This window comes from Pantoea sp. FN0305 (assembly GCF_050113845.1).
Taxonomy (GTDB): domain Bacteria; phylum Pseudomonadota; class Gammaproteobacteria; order Enterobacterales; family Enterobacteriaceae; genus Mixta; species Mixta alhagi.
Genome location: NZ_JBNJSN010000007.1, coordinates 242,711 through 263,277 on the forward strand (window position 1 = coordinate 242,711; position 20,567 = coordinate 263,277).

A 20,567-nucleotide genomic window follows, 5' to 3' on the forward strand; every position below is an offset into this window, starting at 1 on the left:
TCCACTATGGCGCAATTCTACTCCGCAAAACGGCGTGTGACGACCCGACAAACAATTACGGTCACTATTCACGATCTTGATGCTTTTGGTCAGGGCGTGGCTCGCCATCAGGGCAAGACGCTATTTGTCAGCGGCGCACTGCCGGGCGAGCAGGTAGAGGTTGAGCTGCAGGAGGATAAACGTCAGTACGCACGCGGTCGTGCACGACGAATTCTTCAGCCCAGCGAGCAACGCGTTACGCCGCGCTGCCCATATTTTACCGTTTGCGGCGGTTGTCAGCAGCAGCACGCTTCGCAGGAGTTGCAGCAGCAGAGCAAGGCCAACGCGCTAGCGCATCTGCTCACGCGGGAAACCGCACAGCCAACCCGGGTAGATGAGATTATCGGCGACAGCGCTTACGGCTATCGCCGCCGTGCGCGTCTTGGTCTGCAATATCAGGCCAAAACGCAGACGCTCACGATGGGCTTTCGTAAAACCGCATCAAACGACTTGGTTTCCATCGACCATTGCCCCATTTTGAAGCCCGAACTTGATGCGCTGCTGGTGCCGCTCAGGGCCTGTCTCGCCTCGCTACAGGCAGTACGACGTCTGGGGCATGTTGAACTGGTGCAGGCGGATAACGGTCCGGTGCTGGTGTTGCGACATCTTGATGCGCTAAGCGTTGGCGATCGGCAAAAGCTGGAACGCTTTTCGCATGAGCACCAGCTGGCGTTGTTTCTGGCGCCGGATAGCGAGCAGTTACAACAGATTAGCGGCGAGCCGCCTTACTATATGTCGCATCAGTTGAAACTGAGCTTTAGTCCGCGCGATTTTATTCAGGTCAATGACGCGGTCAATCATAAAATGGTGGCGAAGGCGCTGGAGTGGCTCGATCTGCAGCCGCACGACCGGGTGTTAGATCTGTTTTGCGGCATGGGAAACTTTACCTTGCCGATAGCAAAGGCTGCACAAAATGTTGTGGGTGTGGAGGGCGTAGCAGCTTTAACAGCACAAGGTGCGTATAATGCCCGCCAGAATTGTCTTGAAAACATCACCTTTTTTCATGAGAACCTGGAAGAAGATGTGACGCGCCAGCCCTGGGCGGCGCACGGTTTTGACAAGGTGTTACTGGATCCGGCACGTGCAGGCGCAGCAGGCGTGATGCAACATATTGTTAAACTTGCGCCACAACGTATTGTTTACGTTTCCTGTAACCCGACTACACTTGCCCGCGACAGTCAGGTACTGCTGTCGTCCGGTTACCAGTTAGAAAGGGTTGCGATGCTCGATATGTTTCCGCATACCGGTCATCTTGAATCCATGGTGCTATTCGGTAAAACATAAGTATCTTTACAGGTTGCCAGGAGAGGTTATGGTTGCGGTAAGAAGCGCACATTTGAATACGGCGGGTGAGTTCGCGCTCGATGAATGGATCACCAGTCTGGGGATCGTGAACCCGCAATCAAGTGAACGACTGGCCGATACCTGGCGCTATTGTGAGTCTGTCACTCAGGCGCATCCCGATCAGGCGTTGCTGCTGTGGCGCGGCATTGAAATGGTCGAGATCCTGTCGATGCTGAGCATGGACAATGACACCCTGCGCGCCGCGCTGGTTTTTCCGCTGGCGGATGCTGACATCGTTTCAGAAGAGAAGCTGGAAGAAACCTTTGGTAAGGCGATCGTTTCGCTGGTGCATGGCGTGCGCGATATGGATGCCATTCGTCAGCTTAAGGCGATCCATAACGACTCGATGGCTTCCGAGCAGGTGGATAACGTGCGCCGCATGCTGCTGGCGATGGTGGAAGATTTCCGCTGCGTGGTGATCAAGCTGGCTGAGCGTATCGCCCATCTGCGTGAAATGAAGGATGCGCCGGAAGATGAGCGCGTTCTGGCAGCCAAAGAGTGTACCAATATCTACGCCCCGTTAGCCAACCGTCTTGGCATCGGGCAGCTCAAGTGGGAGCTGGAGGATTTCTGCTTCCGCTATCTTCATCCAGACGAATACAAACGTATTGCAAAGCTGCTGCATGAGCGGCGTATCGACCGCGAGCAATATATCGAAACCTTCGTGGAAAGCTTGCGCACCGAGATGACGCGCGAAGGCGTGAAGGCTGAAGTCTATGGCCGTCCAAAACATATCTACAGCATCTGGCGCAAGATGCAGAAGAAGTCGCTGGCGTTTGACGAGCTGTTTGACGTGCGGGCGGTGCGAATTGTCGCCGAGCGTTTGCAGGATTGCTATGGCGCGCTGGGGATTGTGCATACGCTGTATCGTCATCTGCCGGATGAGTTTGATGACTATGTGGCGAATCCAAAGCCCAACGGTTATCAGTCGATCCATACCGTGGTGCTTGGCCCCGGCGGCAAAACGGTTGAGATTCAGATCCGTACCCGGCAGATGCATGAAGACGCAGAGCTGGGGGTGGCTGCCCACTGGAAATATAAAGAGGGCTCCGGTGGACAGGCGCGCGGCGCACATGGACATGAAGAGCGTATCGCCTGGTTGCGTAAACTGATTGCCTGGCAGGAAGAGATGGCGGACACCGGCGAGTTACTGGAAGAGGTGCGCAGCCAGGTATTTGACGATCGCGTGTATGTGTTTACGCCGAAGGGCGACGTTGTGGATCTGCCTGCAGGCTCGACGCCGCTTGATTTCGCCTATCACATTCACAGCGATATTGGACACCGCTGCATCGGTGCCAAGATTGGCGGCCGTATCGTGCCCTTTACCTATCAGTTGCAGATGGGCGATCAGATTGAAATCATCACGCAAAAGCAGCCCAACCCCAGCCGCGACTGGCTAAACCCTAATCTCGGCTATGTCACCACCAGCCGTGGCCGCTCTAAAATCCACGCCTGGTTCCGCAAGCAGGATCGCGATAAGAATATCGTGGCGGGCCGTCAGATTCTGGATAACGAACTGAATCAGCTGGATATTAGCCTGAAAGAGGCGGAGAAGCTGCTGCTGCCGCGCTATAACGTGGGTACGCTGGATGAATTACTGGCGGCCATCGGCGGTGGCGATATACGTCTGAATCAGATGGTTAACTTCCTGCAGGCGAAGCTGAATAAGCCAAGCGCGGAGGAGGAAGACCGCGAGGCGCTGCGCCAGCTGACGCAGAAAAGCCATACGCCGCAGCGCGCCGGAAAAGAGAGCGGGCGAGTAGTGGTGGAGGGTGTCGGCAATCTGATGCACCACATTGCCCGATGCTGTCAGCCGATTCCTGGCGACGATATCGTAGGTTTTATTACGCAGGGGCGGGGGATCTCCATCCACCGCGCCGACTGCGATCAGCTGGCAGAGCTGATGTCGCATGCGCCGGAGCGAATTGTGGATGCGGTCTGGGGCGAAAGCTACTCCAGCGGCTATTCGCTGGTGGTGCGCGTGACCGCCAACGATCGCAGCGGGCTGCTGCGCGACATTACCACTATTCTCGCCAATGAGAAGGTGAACGTGCTGGGCGTCTCCAGCCGCAGCGATACGCGTAAGCAGCTGGCAACCATTGATATGGATATTGAGATTTACAATCAGCAGGTGCTGGGTCGCGTTCTGGCGCGTCTTAATCAGGTTCCCGACATTATTGACGCCCGACGTCTTCATTAATTATCTGACATGCCGTGCCTGGCGCGGCATGTCGCTCCCGCTTATTGGTATTAAGGTTTCACTATGACTGCTCTTGATCGTCTGCTGACTATTATGCAGACGCTGCGCGATCCGCAGCACGGCTGCCCCTGGGATCGCGAACAAACTTACGCCACGATTGCCCCCTATACATTAGAAGAGACCTATGAGGTGATCGATGCCATTCAGCGCGAAGACTATGACGATCTGCGCGATGAGTTGGGCGATCTGCTGTTTCAGGTGGTTTTTTATGCCCAGATGGCGCGGGAAGAGGGACGTTTTACTTTCGATGATATTTGTCACGGCATCGCCGATAAGCTGGAACGGCGTCATCCACATATTTTCGCCGACGGGCAGGTAAAAGACAGCGAAGAAGTGCTGCATAACTGGGAGCAGATCAAACAGCAGGAGCGCGCCGGGAAGGCACAGCACTCGGCGCTGGATGATATTCCCCAGGCGTTACCGGCACTGATGCGTGCGCAAAAAATTCAGAAACGTTGCCGCAGCGTAGGCTTTGACTGGAACTCATTAGGGCCGGTCGTTGATAAAGTGCATGAAGAGATTGATGAGGTGATGCACGAAGCGCAGCAGGCAGTGGTGGATGAGGCGAAGCTGGAAGAGGAGGTCGGCGATCTGCTGTTTGCTACCGTGAACCTGGCGCGTCATCTGGGCACCAAAGCAGAGACGGCGTTGCAAAAAGCCAACGTGAAGTTTGAGCGACGTTTTCGACAGGTCGAGCAGATTATTGCGGCGCAGGGCATGAATATGAGCGACGCCACGCTGGAGCAGATGGAAGCTGCCTGGCAACAGGTTAAAGCGGGGGAGAAAGCGGCAGGCTAATCAGCCTGAATGCGGCCTTTTGACTGACCGACATGCTTGTAAAGTTAAAATCCCGCCGCCCCCAGCGGGGGACAGACTGCTGCGTAAAGACGTCGTTAATCCATCCTGGAGACTCCGCCGCGTCATCCCTGACGCGGAGGCTTTCCTTCGTAGCCTGTCCCCCGCTTCCCCGGGCACTGATTGCCAGAATATTTTTTGCCATTCCACCTGATTTTTAGCTTACTCGTTTCAGCTTTTAGCAAAAAATATTCGCTCACTATGACCCAAATCAACCCTCCAGACCCATTGCCCAGGTAAGGTAGGCCGTCATCAGGTGTGGCGATGGCGGCAATGATCAATTGTGAGTAAGAGGTGAATCCAGTATACTGTTTTCCCGTCCTGGTTATTCCACCGTCTTTAAACCTCAACTCTCAGGTTCAGCATGACAACGAACTATATTTTTGTGACCGGCGGGGTCGTATCCTCTCTGGGTAAAGGCATTGCCGCAGCCTCCCTCGCAGCCATTCTTGAGGCGCGTGGCCTAAATGTGACCATCATGAAACTGGACCCGTATATCAACGTGGATCCAGGCACCATGAGCCCGACGCAGCACGGTGAAGTCTTTGTTACCGATGACGGCGCTGAAACCGATCTCGATTTAGGTCACTATGAACGTTTCATCCGCACCCGGATGTCGCGTCGCAATAACTTTACCACTGGCCGCATCTATTCTGAGGTGCTGCGCAAAGAGCGCCGCGGTGATTACCTGGGCGCCACCATTCAGGTTATTCCGCACATCACTAACGCCATCAAAGAACGCATTATCGAAGGCGGCGAAGGCCACGATGTGGTGCTGGTGGAAATCGGCGGTACCGTCGGCGATATCGAATCCTTGCCTTTCCTGGAAGCCATTCGTCAGATGGCGGTAGATGTCGGACGCGAACATACCCTTTATATGCACCTGACGTTAGTGCCTTATATGGCCGCAGCGGGTGAAGTTAAAACCAAGCCGACGCAGCACTCTGTTAAAGAGCTGCTCTCCATTGGTATCCAGCCTGATGTGCTGATCTGCCGTTCCGATCGCGCCGTGCCGGCTAACGAACGGGCGAAAATCGCGCTGTTCTGTAACGTGCCGGAAAAAGCGGTTATCTCTCTGAAAGACGTTGATTCCATTTATAAGATTCCTGGCCTGTTGAAATCACAGGGCCTGGATGATTATATTTGTAAACGATTCAGCCTGAACGTGCCGGAAGCTAACCTCTCTGAATGGGAGCAGGTGATTTACGAAGAATCGAATCCGGGCGGCGAAGTCACCATCGGTATGGTCGGCAAATATGTTGAACTGCCGGATGCGTATAAATCGGTGATTGAGGCGCTGAAGCATGGCGGCCTGAAAAATCGCGTAACGGTTAACATCAAGCTGATCGATTCGCAGGATGTGGAATCGCGCGGCGTTGAAGTCCTGAAAGATCTCGATGCGATTCTGGTGCCGGGTGGCTTTGGCCCGCGCGGTATCGAAGGCAAAATTCTCACCGCTCAATATGCGCGTGAAAATAATATTCCTTATCTGGGCATTTGCCTGGGTATGCAGGTGGCGCTGATGGAGTTTGCCCGTAACGTTGCGGGCATGGCTGATGCCAACTCAACGGAATTTGTGCCAGACTGTAAATATCCGGTGGTGGCGTTGATCACCGAATGGCGCGATGAAAACGGCAACGTTGAAGTTCGCAGCGAGCAGAGCGATCTCGGCGGTACCATGCGTCTCGGCAGCCAGCAGTGTCAGCTGACCGAAAATAGCCTGGTGCGTCAGATGTACGGCTCCGATACCATCGTTGAGCGTCATCGTCACCGCTATGAAGTGAACAACATGCTGTTAAAACCTATCGAAGCGGCGGGTCTGCGCATTGCAGGTCGCTCCGGGGACAATCAGCTGGTTGAGATTATCGAAAACCCGAACCACCCGTGGTTTGTTGCGTGTCAGTTCCATCCGGAATTTACCTCAACGCCCCGCGATGGTCACCCGCTGTTTGCCGGCTTTGTGAAAGCTGCAAGCGAGTACCAGAAGCATCAAGTGAAGTAAGCGTTTTTATAACAGTGCGCGAACGTTTCGCGCACTGTTTGTCTGAGTTTTAGCTTAACTTGTACTGAGGAAAAACTAATGTCCAAAATCGTTAAAGTCATCGGTCGTGAAATCATCGACTCACGTGGTAACCCGACTGTTGAAGCTGAAGTTCACCTGGAAGGCGGTTTTGTAGGTATGGCTGCCGCGCCGTCAGGGGCTTCTACCGGCTCTCGCGAAGCGCTGGAACTGCGTGACGGTGACAAATCTCGTTTCCTGGGTAAAGGCGTCACCAAAGCCGTTGCTGCGGTTAACGGTCCGATTGCTGAAGCTATCCTGGGTAAAGATGCCAAAGATCAGGCGAACATCGACAAGATCATGATCGACCTGGATGGTACCGAAAACAAATCTAACTTCGGTGCTAACGCGATTCTGGCTGTTTCTCTGGCAAGCGCCAAAGCTGCTGCCGCAGCTAAAGGCATGCCGCTGTATGAGCACATCGCTGAACTGAACGGCACGCCGGGCAAATTCTCTATGCCGCTGCCGATGATGAACATCATCAACGGTGGTGAGCACGCTGACAACAACGTTGACATCCAGGAATTCATGATCCAGCCGGTTGGCGCTTCCTCTGTGAAAGAAGCGATCCGCATGGGTTCTGAAGTGTTCCATCACCTGGCAAAAGTGCTGAAAGCGAAAGGCATGAACACCGCTGTGGGTGACGAAGGCGGCTATGCGCCGAACCTGGGTTCCAACGCGGAAGCGCTGGCCGTTATCGCTGAAGCGGTAAAAGCAGCAGGCTACGAGCTGGGCAAAGACATCACTCTGGCGATGGACTGTGCGGCATCTGAGTTCTACAAAGATGGCAAATACGTTCTGGCTGGCGAAGGCAACAAAGCGTTCACTTCTGAAGAGTTCACTCACTTCCTGGAAGATCTGACCAAACAGTATCCGATCGTTTCTATCGAAGACGGTCTGGACGAATCTGACTGGGAAGGCTTCGCTTACCAGACTAAAGTGCTGGGCGACAAAATCCAGCTGGTGGGCGATGACCTGTTCGTCACCAACACCAAGATCCTGAAAGAAGGCATCGAGAAAGGCATCGCTAACTCTATCCTGATCAAATTCAACCAGATTGGCTCTCTGAGCGAAACCCTGGCTGCTATCAAGATGGCGAAAGATGCAGGCTACACTGCCGTTATCTCTCACCGCTCAGGCGAAACTGAAGATGCTACCATCGCTGACCTGGCGGTAGGTACTGCAGCTGGCCAGATCAAAACCGGTTCTATGAGCCGTTCTGACCGCGTAGCTAAATACAACCAGCTGATTCGTATCGAAGAAGCGCTGGGTTCTAAAGCACCGTTCAACGGTCTGAAAGAAGTGAAAGGTCAGTAATAAGACTTTTCAGCTCGCATCTGAATAATGTGACCTGCGTATTTTCTGAAAAGCCCCGTCTTGTGATGGGGCTTTTTTATTATTACGTTGTTAATTAACCAGTTGCGGTGTAAAAGCACTTTTCCAGAACTGTCTGATTTGGTTTAAGGAAGGGTTAATTCTTAACAGAAATATGTACACCTTACGTCATTAATTGTAATGATACGGAAGGTTTAAAATGAAATATCGCGCTGATATTGACGGTCTACGCGCACTTGCCGTGCTGCCGGTGATCGCCTATCACCTGGGCGTGACCGGTATACCTGGTGGATTCACCGGGGTTGATATCTTTTTCGTGATATCGGGCTATCTGATCTGCGGCATTATTTATCAGAGTGCCATGAAAGGTGAGTTTTCTTATCTGGAGTTCTACAAGCGACGCTGCTTACGTATTTTGCCGCCGCTGTTTGTTGTGCTGATAGCCACCTTGTTGTTTGGCTATCATAACCTGCTTCCGGCGCAGTTTACCGAACTGGGCAATAGCGCTATCGCCACCGCGCTTTTCTCTTCAAATATTTTCTTTTGGCAGCAGACCGGTTACTTCGCCGGCCCCGCAGAACTAAAACCTCTGCTGCATACCTGGTCTCTGGCGGTAGAAGAACAGTTCTACATTCTGTTCCCAATCGTGCTGCTGTTTGCCGTACGCTGGTTCCGTCATCGTGTTACTCAGGTCATGCTGGCCATCATCGCCGTGTCGTTTCTGCTTAGCGTGGTTGGCGTGCTGAAAAAGCCCGACTTTACCTTTTATATGTTGCCTACACGCGCATGGGAGCTGGCAATTGGCGGGCTTATCGCGGTTTCGACCCTGGAAACACGTATGGCGACCGTGCGTCAGGAAATCAGGCATCTGATGAGCCTTGCCGGCCTGGCGCTGATTCTGTTCGGCTTTTTCTGGCTCAGCACCAGCAAGCCGTTTCCGTCGTGGAACGCGCTTTGGCCATGTCTCGGAAGTTTCCTGCTGATTCTGGCGGGCCGGGAGGCCATCGTAAACCGCATTCTGGCATTAAAGCCGGTGGTTTATATCGGCATGATCTCCTACTGCCTCTATCTCTGGCACTGGCCGCTTATCGTTTACAGCAAGATGTTCCTGAATATGAATGAGGGAATGCGCGATCTGCTGGTGCTGACGCTGACCTTTGGGCTGGCTATTGCTTCCCGCTATCTGATTGAAATTCCTTTCCGTTACAAGCTGTCGAACCTGAATCCGGTAGCGGTTTCCGCCTTCTCTGTGGTCGGCCTGGTGCTTATCGCGTCGGCTACACTGTATAAAAGCCATGTCAGTAATGAGTCCGGTAAATTTTCCGATCAGGCGCTGGCGGTAGCGAAATTCTCTCAATATCGTAATACCGATGAATATTTTTATCAGTTCCGTTTAGGTAAATGCTTTATTGATGGCAACAGCGAGGCGAAAGGGCATTACGATCGCGATTTCTGCCTGAAAACTTCCGCCACGGAAAAAAATTATCTGCTGGTCGGTGACAGCCACGGTGCCCATCTTTGGCGTGCGCTTAGCCTTGCGGCAGGAGAGAGCGTTAACCTGATGCAGGCCACCTCAGCAGGCTGTAAGCCGGTATCGCACCAGTCCATCAATAATAAATGTACGGAACTGATGGATTATGTTTATCAGCAGTGGCTGCCCAACCATAAAGTGGATGGCATCATTATCTCTGCTCGCTGGTTGCCGGAAGATATCGCGCCGTTGAAAGCGACACTGGAAGCGCTAAAAAAAGTCACCAACAACATCACCGTTATGGGGCCGACGATTGAGTATGCTGAGGCGCTGCCGGATCTGCTGGCCTACCAGGAGAACGGACGTAAAGATTTAGTCTCAAGCTCTATCAACCGCAATATCAAAGGCATCGATCTACGCATGCAGCAGGCGGTAGCGGAAGAGAAGGTTGGTTATATCTCGGTATACAACATCATGTGTCCGAATGATGTTTGCCACGTGTTGGCTTCAAACGGTCAGCCAAGCGCGTTTGATTATGGACACTTTACGCTAAGCGGCGCGAATGATGTTGCGCGCCAGGCGATAGTAACGATGCACCATAATAAATTCCTGTAACAGGCAAAAGCCGCCCGGCCTGATAGCGGGCGGCTTTTTCTCTCTTCAGTTTGTGCCTTTTCTGTCCATGATATTTGGCGTCCCTCCCTTCATCTGCCATAATCTGCGCCCTTAATTCTCCTGACGTGAGTGCGTGATGCAGTACCCGATTAATGAAATGTTCCAGACGTTGCAGGGCGAAGGTTTTTATACCGGCGTTCCGGCAATCTTTATCCGCTTGCAGGGATGCCCGGTTGGCTGCAGCTGGTGCGATACCAAACACACATGGGATAAGCTGGCCGATCGGGAAACCTCGCTGGGCGATATTCTGATAAAAACGGTGGAAAGCGATGCCTGGGGCGCTGCCGATGCCGCTGCCTTATTACAAACCATCGATCAACAGCAGTGGACCGCACGCCATGTGGTGATTACCGGCGGCGAGCCGTGCATCCACGATTTAACCCCGTTGACCGACGCGCTGCAGCAGGCTGGCTTCAGCTGTCAGATTGAAACCAGCGGTACGCATCCGGTGCGCTGTACGGCGCAAACCTGGGTCACGGTATCGCCTAAGGTTAATATGCGAGGTGGTTATGATGTGCTGGACCAGGCGCTGGTGCGTGCCGATGAGATCAAGCATCCGGTGGCACGTCAGCGTGATATCGATGCGCTGGATCAACTGCTGGTTCGCGTAGAGGATGATAAAGCGCGGATTATTGCGCTGCAGCCGATCAGTCAGAAAGAGGACGCTACGCGTCTCTGTATTGCCACCTGCATTGCCCGCAACTGGCGGCTTTCGATGCAGACCCATAAATATCTCAATATTGCCTGATTAACGCCCTTGCCTGCGGGTGGTACACTTCTGTTTTCGGAATGACCACACCAAGGGAAGGGTTATGCCTCATCTACCGTTTAATCAAAACATCTCCGGCTGGCTTAGCCAGTATCCGCAACCGCATCTGTTTCCGGCATTAACCTCTTTGATCGACGCTGATTGGGTGGTGATAGGTGCCGGTTACGCCGGGCTGGCATTTGCCCGACGGCTGGCAACGCTAAAGCCCGCATGGAAAATTGCAGTGCTGGAGGCTGGCACAGCTTATGAAAGCGCGTCCGGTAGAAATTCCGGCTTTATCATCGGACTGCCACACAATATCGGTAGCTCAACGGCCGAGCTAAAAAAAGCTCATGCTTATCGTCAACTGCTGCAGGCAGGCATGCAGCGGCTGAAGGGATTAGTGGACAAGCATCACATCGAATGTGAATGGGAGAGCGCCGGAAAATATCATTGCCAGGTCGCGGCTGGACAGGAAAAGATTTTACAACGTTACTGTTCCAGTCTGGAGCAGATGGCGGAAGATTATCAGCTGCTGAATAGCGATGCCTTACAGGAGAAGCTGGGCACCCGTTTTTATCATAAAGCGATCTTTACCCCGAATACGGTATTAGTGAATCCAGCCCTGCTGATTTCTGGTCTGGCTGCTACGCTGCCTGATAATGTCTCTCTGTGGTACCACAGCCCGGCGCTGACCATCGATTATCATCAGGGCGTGACCGTTTATACTGCAACTGGCGCGGTGCGGGCTAAAAAAGCGATGCTGGGGACCAATGCCTTATCGGGGCATTTGCTGCCCGGCCTGCGTCGCCAGGCAGCAATGGCGACTTTCGCCAGCCTGACGCCGCCGCTCACTCAACAGCAGCTTGCACGACTGCCAAAAATGGACAGTTGGGGCCTGACGCCAGTAAATGCTATCGCGGGTGCCACGCTCCGGTTTACGCAGGATCGCCGTTTCCTGATTCGTCAGCATGTGATCCCTGCACTACAGGGTATGATCAGCGCACGTCAGACGCAGCAGGCGGCCCGCCTGCATTCTCAACTCTTCCACAAAATCTATCCGCAGCTTAAAGACGTAGCGTTTAGTCATTGCTGGTCGGGAACCATTAGCGTGACGCGTAACGGTGCACCGCAATGGGGCCGTATAAATAAATATCTTTATACTGCTGGCGGCTGCAACGGCGCGGGGATCTCAAAGCAAACAATTGCCGGAGAGCTGCTGGCGGATTATGCCGTGGGGGAAGATAATCCGTTGCTGGCTGAAATGCAGGCGCTGGGTAAAGCAAACTGGCTTCCCCCGTCGCCTGTGCTGAATATCGCTATCAACGGTGCGTTACAGAAAGAACGCTGGCTGGGAAAAAAAGAGCGATAAACGGTGCTTATTCGCCGCGATACACGCAACCGGCGGTGCAGGTTTCTTTGATCATGACCGCGCTAAGCAGCGGCACTACCGGTTTCATCTGTTGCCAGATCCACTGCGCCAGCACTTCGCTGGTGGGATTTTCCAGGCCTGCAATATCGTTCAGATAATAGTGATCCAGACGATCGTATACCGGTTTAAAAGCGGCCTTCAGCTCGGCGAAATCCATAATCCAGCCGGTATAAGGGTCGACATCGCCGGTGATTTCAAGACGCACCAGGAATGAGTGACCGTGCAAACGTCCACACTTATGGCCTTCAGGCACATGCGGCAGATGATGGGCGGCTTCGAACTGGAAATCTTTAAAAAGCGTAGTTGCCATAATCGGTATCTCAGTTGTTGCAAAAACCGGCGAAGTCTACCGGAAAAACAGTTTTTTCGCACCCGTTTCCCCCGCTACCGCTATTTTTAACGCTGCGCAATAAATGCTCACTGATTAACTCTTTGATAAGTAAACTCTTTAATAAGAAGCTAAAGCGTTAAGCTTTATCACCAAAAGCGTTTAGGCGTTTTGGTTATTTATTATTTCTAACCCTTATTTACCGGTTAATATGCGACTCGGTAACCTCTACGCTATCTTCCGTCTCTGAACGGTTTGGCATCACTGATACTGGAATCATCAAGGCAATGACGACTCAGGCTCCCCCAGGTTCTTTGCTCCCGCTTCAGCCGGAGCAACTCGCCCGCTTGCAGGCGGCGACCCAAGATTTATCAACGACGCAGCTGGCATGGATTTCTGGCTATTTCTGGGGGGTGGTTAACCAGTCGCCCGGTGCTGTTGCCGCCGTGCAGAGCGCGCCCGCGCCCGCCGCAGAGGCACCAGCCATTACGCTGCTCTCCGCTTCGCAAACCGGCAATGCGCGCCGTGTCGCTGAGCAGCTGCGTGATGATTTACTGGCAGCGAAACTGAATGTGAAGCTGGTGAATGCCGGTGACTATAAGTTCAAACAGATCGCTCAGGAAAAACTGCTGGTGGTGGTGACCTCTACGCAGGGCGAAGGCGATCCGCCGGAAGAGGCGGTTGCGCTGCATAAATATCTGATGTCCAAAAAGGCACCGAAGCTGACGGAGACCGCGTTTGCGGTGTTTGGCCTGGGCGACACGTCATATGAGTTTTTCAGCAAGGCCGGAAAAGATTTCGATACCAGGCTGGCTGAGCTGGGCGCGGAACGGCTGCTCGATCGCGTTGATGCTGATGTGGAATTTGCTGCTGATGCGGAAAAGTGGCGTAAAGAGATCGTTGCGCTGCTGCAAAAGCGCGTTCCCACCGACACGCCGGCGCAGGCCGTTGCTACCGCCAGCGGCACCTATAATGAAGTTTTCACCACGCCCTATACGCGTGACGAACCGCTGGTCGCCACGCTTTCGGTTAACCAGAAAATTACCGGCCGTGGCTCCGATAAAGATGTGCGCCATATTGAAATCGATTTAGGCGATGCCGGGCTGCGCTATCAGCCGGGCGACGCGCTTGGCATCTGGTATGAAAACGATCCGGCGCTGGTAAAAGAGCTGACTGAACTGTTATGGCTGCGCGGCGATGAAATTGTTGAGGTGAAAGGGCAAAGCCTGCCGCTCTCACAGGCGTTGCAGCAGCATTTTGAGCTAACGGTTAACACGCCGCAAATCGTTGAGCAGTACGCCAAACTGGTACGCAACGAAAAGCTGCTGGCGCTGGCGGCGGATAAGGCCCAGCTGCAGCATTATGCGCAAACCGTACCGATTGTGGATATGGCGCGTCAGGCACCTGGCGAGCTGAATCCGGAGCAGTTGCTGTCGCTGTTGCGTCCGCTGACGCCGCGCCTCTATTCCATCGCCTCTTCACAGGCTGAGACGGAAAACGAAGTGCATATCACCGTCGGCGCGGTGCGTTATGAAATTGATGGTCGCCCACGTGCGGGCGGCGCTTCCAGCTATCTGGCCGACAGGCTGGAGGAAGAGGGAGAAGTGCGGGTGTTTATCGAGCATAACGATAACTTCCGCCTGCCTGCCGATCCTGATGCGCCGGTGATTATGATTGGGCCGGGTACCGGGATCGCGCCGTTCCGCGCCTTTATGCAGCAGCGTGAAAACGACGGTGCCAGCGGGAAGAACTGGCTGTTCTTCGGCAATCCGCATTTCACCGAAGATTTTCTTTATCAGGTGGAATGGCAGCGCTATGTCAAAGAGGGGCTGCTGACCCATATTGATTTAGCCTGGTCGCGCGACCAGCAGCATAAAATTTATGTTCAGGACAAAATCCGCGAGAAAGGTGCGGAAGTGTGGCGCTGGCTACAGGAAGGCGCACATATTTATGTCTGCGGCGATGCCAACCGTATGGCAAAAGACGTTGAGCAGGCGTTACTGGAAGTGGTAGCCGGGCAGGGCGGAATGGACCTTGAGTCGGCTGATGAGTTTTTAAGTGAGCTGCGCATTGAGCGCCGTTATCAGCGAGATGTTTACTAATGAGTGAAAAACACCCAGGACCGCTGGTCGTCGAGGGAAAACTCTCCGATGCGGAGCGCATGAAAAAAGAGAGCAATTTTCTGCGCGGGACGATTGCCGAAGATTTACACAATGGCCTGACCGGCGGCTTTAGCGGCGATAACTTTCTGCTGATCCGTTTTCACGGTATGTATCAGCAGGATGACCGAGATATTCGCGCCGAACGTGCCGAGCAGAAGCTGGAGCCGCGTCACGCGATGATGCTGCGCTGTCGTTTGCCGGGCGGCATCATTACGCCGAAGCAGTGGCTGGCGATTGAGAAGTTCGCAACGGAAAACACACTATACGGCAGCGTCCGTCTAACGAACCGCCAGACTTTCCAGTTTCACGGCATTCTGAAAAAGAATGTGAAACCGGCGCATCAGATGCTGCACGAAGTGGGGCTGGATGCGATCGGCACGGCGAACGATATGAACCGCAACGTGCTGTGCAGCTCTAACCCGGTGGAGTCTGAACTGCATCAGGAAGCGTATGAGTGGGCGAAGAAAATTTCTGAGCATCTGCTGCCGCGTACCCGTGCTTATGCCGAGATCTGGCTGGACGAGAAAAAGGTCGCCACCACCGAAGAGGAGCCGATCCTCAGCGCAACCTATCTGCCGCGTAAGTTTAAAACCACCGTTGTGGTACCGCCGCATAACGATGTCGATCTGCACGCGAACGACCTGAACTTTGTCGCCATCGCCGAGAACGGCAAGCTGGTAGGCTTTAACCTGCTGGTAGGTGGCGGGTTGTCCATCGAGCACGGCAATAAAGAGACTTACGCCCGTACCGCCAGCGAGTTTGGTTATCTGCCGCTGGATAAAACGCTGGCGGTTGCCGAGGCGGTGGTAACGACTCAGCGCGACTGGGGCAATCGTACCAATCGTAAGAATGCCAAGACCAAATATACCCTTGAGCGCGTTGGCGTTGAGACGTTTAAAGCAGAAGTGGAGCGTCGGGCCGGGATCACTTTTGAGCCGATCCGTCCTTATGAGTTCACCACGCGTGGCGATCGCTTTGGCTGGGTGAAGGGAATTGATAATAAGTGGCATTTAACGCTGTTTATTGAAAATGGCCGTCTGCTTGATTATCCGGGACGTCCGTTGAAGAGCGGCATTGCGGAGATTGCCAAAATTCATCAGGGCGATTTCCGTTTGACTGCCAATCAGAATTTGATTGTGGCGGGCGTACCGGAAAGCGAGAAGGCACGCATTGAGGAGATCGCTCGCTCACATGCATTAATGGAGAGCGTGACCGCGCAGCGTGAAAACTCAATGGCCTGCGTCGCGTTCCCGACCTGTCCGCTGGCGATGGCGGAAGCGGAGCGTTTTCTGCCTGCCTTTGTGACGCGTGTGGAAGAGATTATGTCGAAGCACGGCGTCGGCAATGAGCATATTGTGTTGCGCGTGACCGGTTGTCCTAACGGCTGCGGGCGCGCCATGCTGGCGGAGCTGGGGCTGGTAGGTAAAGCGCCGGGACGTTATAACCTGCATCTTGGCGGCAACCGCAGCGGCACACGTATTCCGCGTATGTATCGTGAAAATATCACTGAAGATGAGATTCTGGCGCATATCGATGAGCTGGTAGGTCGTTGGGCGCAAGAGCGCACGCCGGGCGAAGGCTTTGGGGATTTCACCATTCGCGCCGGTGTTGTCAAACCAGTGGTCGATCCAGCCCGGGATTTCTGGGAATAACGGAGGGGATGATGCCTGTACTCGATCTTGCAGCACTGAATGAGTTACCGAAAGTTGAGCGCATCATGGCGCTGGCTGAGGTGAATACGCAGCTGGAAGCGCTGTCCGCCGAGGATCGCGTGATCTGGGCGCTGGAAAACCTGCCGGGTGAGTTTGTTCTCTCTTCCAGCTTTGGTATTCAGGCGGCAGTATCGCTGCATCTGGTTACGCGCCAGAAGCCAGACATCCCGGTGATCCTGACCGATACCGGCTATCTGTTCCCGGAGACGTACCGCTTTATTGATGAGCTGACAGAGAAGCTGGATCTGAACCTGAAGATATTTCGTGCGGAGCAGTCGCCGGCGTGGCAGGAAGCGCGTTACGGTAAGCTGTGGGAGCAGGGCGTGGAAGGGATTGAGCGCTATAACGAGATCAATAAGGTTGAGCCGATGAATCGTGCGTTACAGACGCTCGGCGCACAGAGCTGGTTTGCCGGTTTGCGTCGCGATCAGTCCGGCAGCCGTGCAAATTTGCCGGTGCTGGCGATACAGCGCGGCGTGTTTAAAGTGTTGCCCATCATCGACTGGGATAACCGTCAGGTTTATCAATATTTGCAGCAGCACGGTTTGGGCTATCACCCGCTGTGGGATGAAGGCTATTTGTCCGTGGGCGATACGCATACCACGCGCAAGTGGGAGCCGGGTATGGCCGAGGAGGAGACGCGTTTCTTCGGTTTAAAACGGGAATGCGGGCTGCATGAGTAAGGTCGTGCAGCGAGTTTAAGAGAAAGGCGGCTGAAAGGCCGCCTTTTGTTTTCAGGAGGCTTTACTCCGGCCCCATTCGTCGCTTCCCTGTGCATCGGCGCTGTCTGTTTGCCGCTGGCTTAGCTTCTGTGGAGCAGCGGCGGTTTGGCGCTGGCTGCGATCCGGCACAAGGTTCAGCGGCGGACGGGGCGCTCCGTAAAGACGTCGTCAACCCATCCCTGGGGACTCCGCCGCGTCATCCCTGACGCGGAGGCTTTACTCCGTCCCCATTCGCCGCTTCCCTGTGCATCGGCGTTGTCTGTTTGCCGCTGGCTTAGCTTTTGTGCAGCCTGTTTACCGTTTCTTGAACATGCAGATGATTTTCACCACTGCTAATGTAGTAGTGACGCTTTTTTAAGGTTAAGTATCGTAAGTGCGGAATTAGGGGAGAGGGAAGGACGGGGCCAGGAGGCGGACCTCCTGCTAACGCTTAACCCTCAGCCAGCGCCTTTAACGCTTCTGAGGTCAGCGAAATATTCACCTTCATCACCTCATAATGTGCCACTGCTACAAAAGGATCTTCTGCCAGAATTGTATCCAGACGATCGCGATCGATATCCTTCGCCATAATCACTCCGCCGCTGCGTGGATCCTTACGGCCTGCGGCGATAAAAACCTCAGCAGCAAAATAACGTTTCAGCCAGTCAACATGCGCTTCGGTCAGGGCCTCAACCTCTTCAATCGGGCGATGGTAGCTCAGATTAATAATGTACATTATGACTTCTTATGAGTAGCAGGTGGATTAGCCAGCTCGTTAATCAAAGGAAACAGAATCCGCACGCTATCGCGCGCTCGCGCGCTGATGCGTCCAGGTAACCATCGATCAAGATAATTCAAATTATCCCGCGCGGTCTGATGATGACTGACGCCCTGCGGAAAATGGCGAGAAATGGCCCGCTGCTGCGTCCCATCTTTCTTGCCTAAATCCCAGTTCGCAGCACGCACCGTCAGCAACGGAAAACCCGCAGCATCAAAAGCGTTAGGCAGTGGATAAGGCGCGCTATGGGCTGGACGCGTGGCGGCGTTAATACCGTAACGATGAGCAATATCCAGCGCCCGATCGCGCGTCTGTTTGATCACCGCAGAAGCAGTATTCTTTCCGCTGTTAAAATAGAGCCGATCGCCCACAATCAAACTATCAAGATCGATCACTAACAGCGTATTCTTGCGATCGGCGGCTTTCATCCGTGAGATATAGGCATCCATACCCTGTAAATCATCCTGATGAGCGCTGAGCGCTACAAAACGCACGCCGTAATGCAGCGGCTTATGACTAAGCAGCTGCGCCAGCTCCAGCATCACGCCAAGCCCGGATGCGTTATCATCCACCCCCTGAAGACGCAGCCCGCCGATATCCTTCTCGGTTTCCTCTTCGCTCACTGGCCGCCAGGTATCCAGGTGCGCAATCACTAAAATCTCCTGCGGTACCTCTCCGGCACGCGCAGCAATCACCGACGTGGCGGTAAGATTGCGCCAGTGCGTCTTGCCATTATTGTCGCGCCAGGGGCCCCGGGTTTTAAAATCGCGCTTATCGCTCTTATAACCCATCTCTGCAAACTGTTGCTGAAGATAGTTGGCGGTCAACAGCTCTGCCGGACTACCCGCCATGCGGCCAGGGAACCAGGTAGCGATATGACGTAATTGCTGCTCTGCAAACTGGCCGGGAACCGGGGTGCTGGCGCTAACCGGCAAACTGATGCCGCAGCTGAGCAACGCGGCCAACGCGCTCAGGCGGAGCAAGGAAAACATACCATAGTCCTTAGACGTCATCCGATGACGCGAAAACGAAATAATTTTGCTTCGATAGTATGAAATTGTGATGCAGATTGCACAATTTCAATTGCTCTTAAATACCCGAAATATCATCTGTTAAGCACCTTTTATGCAAAGCTTTGCCAGGCCTATATTCCATTCAGTAACTACTCATTCCAATTCGTAATTTCATCTGCCTGAAGCTGCAGTCGTATAGTCGCGTTAACTTTTTGTTATTCAATATAAGGTCGACGTGGATTATCTCCCTATATTTGCCGATCTAAAAGCCAGGCCGGTGTTGGTTGTCGGTGGCGGCGACGTGGCGGCGCGCAAAATTGAATTGCTGCGGCGCGCTGGCGCGCAGGTCCAAATCGCCGCGCGCGCGCTTTGCCCGGAACTCCAGACGCTGGCGGATAACCAGCAGGTTGAGTGGCTGGCAACCCAATTTGAAGAACAGCAGCTCGATCGGGTTTATCTGGTCATTGCCGCAACCGATAACAGCGAACTGAACGCTCAGGTTTTCGCTGCGGCTAATGCGCGTCGGCTGCTGGTTAACGTCGTCGACGATCAACCGAAATGCTCCTTTATCTTCCCGTCGATTGTTGACCGCTCGCCGCTGGTGGTTGCTATCTCCTCCAGCGGTACCGCGCCGGTCCTGGCACGTATGCTGCGTGAAAAACTGGAAGCCTTGCTGCCGACTAACCTCGGCGCAATGGCGCAGGTAGCGGGCGAATGGCGCGACAAAGTCAAACAGCGTTTCAGCAAAATGTCCGATCGCCGTCGCTTTTGGGAGCGCGCCTTCAATGGCCTGTTTGCCAGTCAGATGGCGGCCGGCAACGTGCAGGGCGCAAAACAAACGCTGGATGCGCAGTTAACCGATGAAACGTCTCATCAGGGCGAAATTATTTTAGTGGGCGCAGGGCCAGGCGATGCCGGGCTGTTGACGCTGCGCGCTTTGCAGGTGATGCAGCAGGCGGATGTCGTGCTCTATGACCACCTGGTAAGCGAGGAAATTCTGGATCTGGTGCGTCGCGACGCCGACCGGCTGTGCGTGGGTAAACGTGCTGGTGCGCATTCAGTGGCGCAGGAAGAGACTAACCGCTTACTGGTATCGCTGGCCAGCAAGGGCAAACGCGTGGTGCGCCTGAAAGGCGGCGATCCCTTTATCTTTGGTCGCGGCGGTGAAGAGCTACAGGCCGCCGCCGCCGCAGGCATTCCTTTTCAGGTGGTTCCTGGCGTAACCGCCGCCTCCGGCGCTACCGCCTATGCCGGGATCCCATTGACCCACCGGGATTATGCCCAGAGCGTGCTGTTTATTACCGGCCATTGCCGTGCCGATGGTCAGGCGATTGACTGGCCGTCGCTGGCGCGCGCGCAGCAGACGCTGGCGATCTATATGGGCACGGTAAAAGCGGCGGAAATAGCCGGACAGCTGATCGCTCATGGCCGCGCGGCATCAACGCCGGTTGCCGTCATTGGTCGCGGCACGCGTCAGGATCAGCAGGTGCTGACCGGAACGCTTGCCGAACTGGAACAGCTGGCGCAGCAGGCGCCGACGCCTGCGCTGCTGGTCATTGGCGAAGTGGTTAATCTCCACGCGCAACTGGCCTGGTTTCAACATTCAGTACAGCAGGCCGGACGTAATTCCGCCGTTGTGAATTTGGCTTGAGGAA

General features: G+C 54.2%; 15 protein-coding genes. 12 read left to right on the plus strand and 3 right to left on the minus strand.

Translation table 11 applies throughout. From position 1 onward, the window contains the following. The first annotated feature begins 6 nt into the window (after window positions 1-6). The 8 genes from rlmD to ACQE3Y_RS15470 all read left to right on the plus strand — a co-directional run bounded on the left by rlmD (window position 7) and on the right by ACQE3Y_RS15470 (window position 12,158). Complete coding sequence (rlmD, locus tag ACQE3Y_RS15435) at window positions 7-1,323, plus strand: 23S rRNA (uracil(1939)-C(5))-methyltransferase RlmD (protein WP_426982025.1); 1,317 nt, start codon at window positions 7-9, stop codon at window positions 1,321-1,323. 28 nt (window positions 1,324-1,351) lie between these two features. Continuing rightward, window positions 1,352-3,583 carry a GTP diphosphokinase gene (gene relA / locus ACQE3Y_RS15440; RefSeq protein ID WP_426973690.1) on the plus strand — a complete coding sequence of 744 codons (2,232 nt, stop codon included), beginning with the start codon at window positions 1,352-1,354 and terminating at the stop codon, window positions 3,581-3,583. A 63-nt stretch (window positions 3,584-3,646) separates the two neighbouring features. Next, complete coding sequence (mazG, locus tag ACQE3Y_RS15445; RefSeq protein WP_426982026.1) at window positions 3,647-4,441, plus strand: nucleoside triphosphate pyrophosphohydrolase; 795 nt, start codon at window positions 3,647-3,649, stop codon at window positions 4,439-4,441. A 421-nt stretch (window positions 4,442-4,862) separates the two neighbouring features. Then, a complete protein-coding gene (gene pyrG, locus ACQE3Y_RS15450; RefSeq protein ID WP_250650746.1) occupies window positions 4,863-6,500 on the plus strand; it encodes a glutamine hydrolyzing CTP synthase in 1,638 nt (545 codons plus the stop codon). 78 nt (window positions 6,501-6,578) lie between these two features. Beyond that, window positions 6,579-7,874: a phosphopyruvate hydratase gene (gene eno, locus ACQE3Y_RS15455; RefSeq protein ID WP_085070408.1), complete on the plus strand. Its 1,296-nt coding sequence runs from the start codon at window positions 6,579-6,581 to the stop codon at window positions 7,872-7,874. Window positions 7,875-8,091: 217 nt separating this feature from the next. Continuing rightward, window positions 8,092-9,978, plus strand: a complete 1,887-nt coding sequence (locus ACQE3Y_RS15460; RefSeq protein ID WP_426982027.1) for an acyltransferase family protein — start codon at window positions 8,092-8,094, stop codon at window positions 9,976-9,978. Between the two features lie 136 nt (window positions 9,979-10,114). Next, entirely contained in the window at window positions 10,115-10,786 is a 672-nt protein-coding gene (queE, locus tag ACQE3Y_RS15465; protein ID WP_426973691.1) for a 7-carboxy-7-deazaguanine synthase QueE, read from the plus strand. 64 nt (window positions 10,787-10,850) lie between these two features. Further along, on the plus strand, window positions 10,851-12,158 hold the full coding sequence (locus ACQE3Y_RS15470) for an NAD(P)/FAD-dependent oxidoreductase (RefSeq protein WP_426982028.1): 1,308 nt from the start codon (window positions 10,851-10,853) through the stop codon (window positions 12,156-12,158). Window positions 12,159-12,165: 7 nt separating this feature from the next. On the opposite strand, the gene queD is transcribed toward ACQE3Y_RS15470, so the two are convergent. Continuing rightward, on the minus strand, window positions 12,166-12,528 hold the full coding sequence (gene queD, locus ACQE3Y_RS15475; RefSeq protein ID WP_250650743.1) for a 6-carboxytetrahydropterin synthase QueD: 363 nt from the start codon (window positions 12,526-12,528) through the stop codon (window positions 12,166-12,168). A 305-nt stretch (window positions 12,529-12,833) separates the two neighbouring features. On the opposite strand from queD, the gene cysJ reads away from it, so the two are divergent. Genes cysJ through cysH form a run of 3 tightly spaced genes read left to right on the plus strand, consistent with a single transcriptional unit; the run spans window position 12,834 to window position 17,103 of the window. Then, window positions 12,834-14,648, plus strand: coding sequence for an NADPH-dependent assimilatory sulfite reductase flavoprotein subunit (gene cysJ, locus ACQE3Y_RS15480; protein ID WP_426973694.1), 1,815 nt, complete (start codon window positions 12,834-12,836; stop codon window positions 14,646-14,648). Next, a complete protein-coding gene (gene cysI, locus ACQE3Y_RS15485) occupies window positions 14,648-16,360 on the plus strand; it encodes an assimilatory sulfite reductase (NADPH) hemoprotein subunit (protein WP_426982029.1) in 1,713 nt (570 codons plus the stop codon). The genes cysJ and cysI overlap by 1 nt, the downstream gene beginning before the upstream one ends. A gap of 11 nt (window positions 16,361-16,371) precedes the next feature. Next, window positions 16,372-17,103, plus strand: a complete 732-nt coding sequence (gene cysH, locus ACQE3Y_RS15490; RefSeq protein ID WP_426982045.1) for a phosphoadenosine phosphosulfate reductase — start codon at window positions 16,372-16,374, stop codon at window positions 17,101-17,103. A gap of 469 nt (window positions 17,104-17,572) precedes the next feature. Here cysH and ACQE3Y_RS15495 read toward each other — a convergent pair whose 3' ends face one another. Both ACQE3Y_RS15495 and ACQE3Y_RS15500 read right to left on the minus strand, forming a co-directional pair. Then, on the minus strand, window positions 17,573-17,857 hold the full coding sequence (locus ACQE3Y_RS15495; RefSeq protein WP_250650740.1) for a YciI family protein: 285 nt from the start codon (window positions 17,855-17,857) through the stop codon (window positions 17,573-17,575). Continuing rightward, window positions 17,857-18,891: an aminopeptidase gene (locus ACQE3Y_RS15500; RefSeq protein ID WP_426982030.1), complete on the minus strand. Its 1,035-nt coding sequence runs from the start codon at window positions 18,889-18,891 to the stop codon at window positions 17,857-17,859. Before ACQE3Y_RS15500 ends, ACQE3Y_RS15495 begins: the two co-directional genes overlap by 1 nt. Before the next feature lie 256 nt (window positions 18,892-19,147). On the opposite strand from ACQE3Y_RS15500, the gene cysG reads away from it, so the two are divergent. Then, window positions 19,148-20,563, plus strand: a complete 1,416-nt coding sequence (gene cysG, locus ACQE3Y_RS15505) for a siroheme synthase CysG (protein ID WP_426973700.1) — start codon at window positions 19,148-19,150, stop codon at window positions 20,561-20,563. Window positions 20,564-20,567 lie beyond the last annotated feature (4 nt).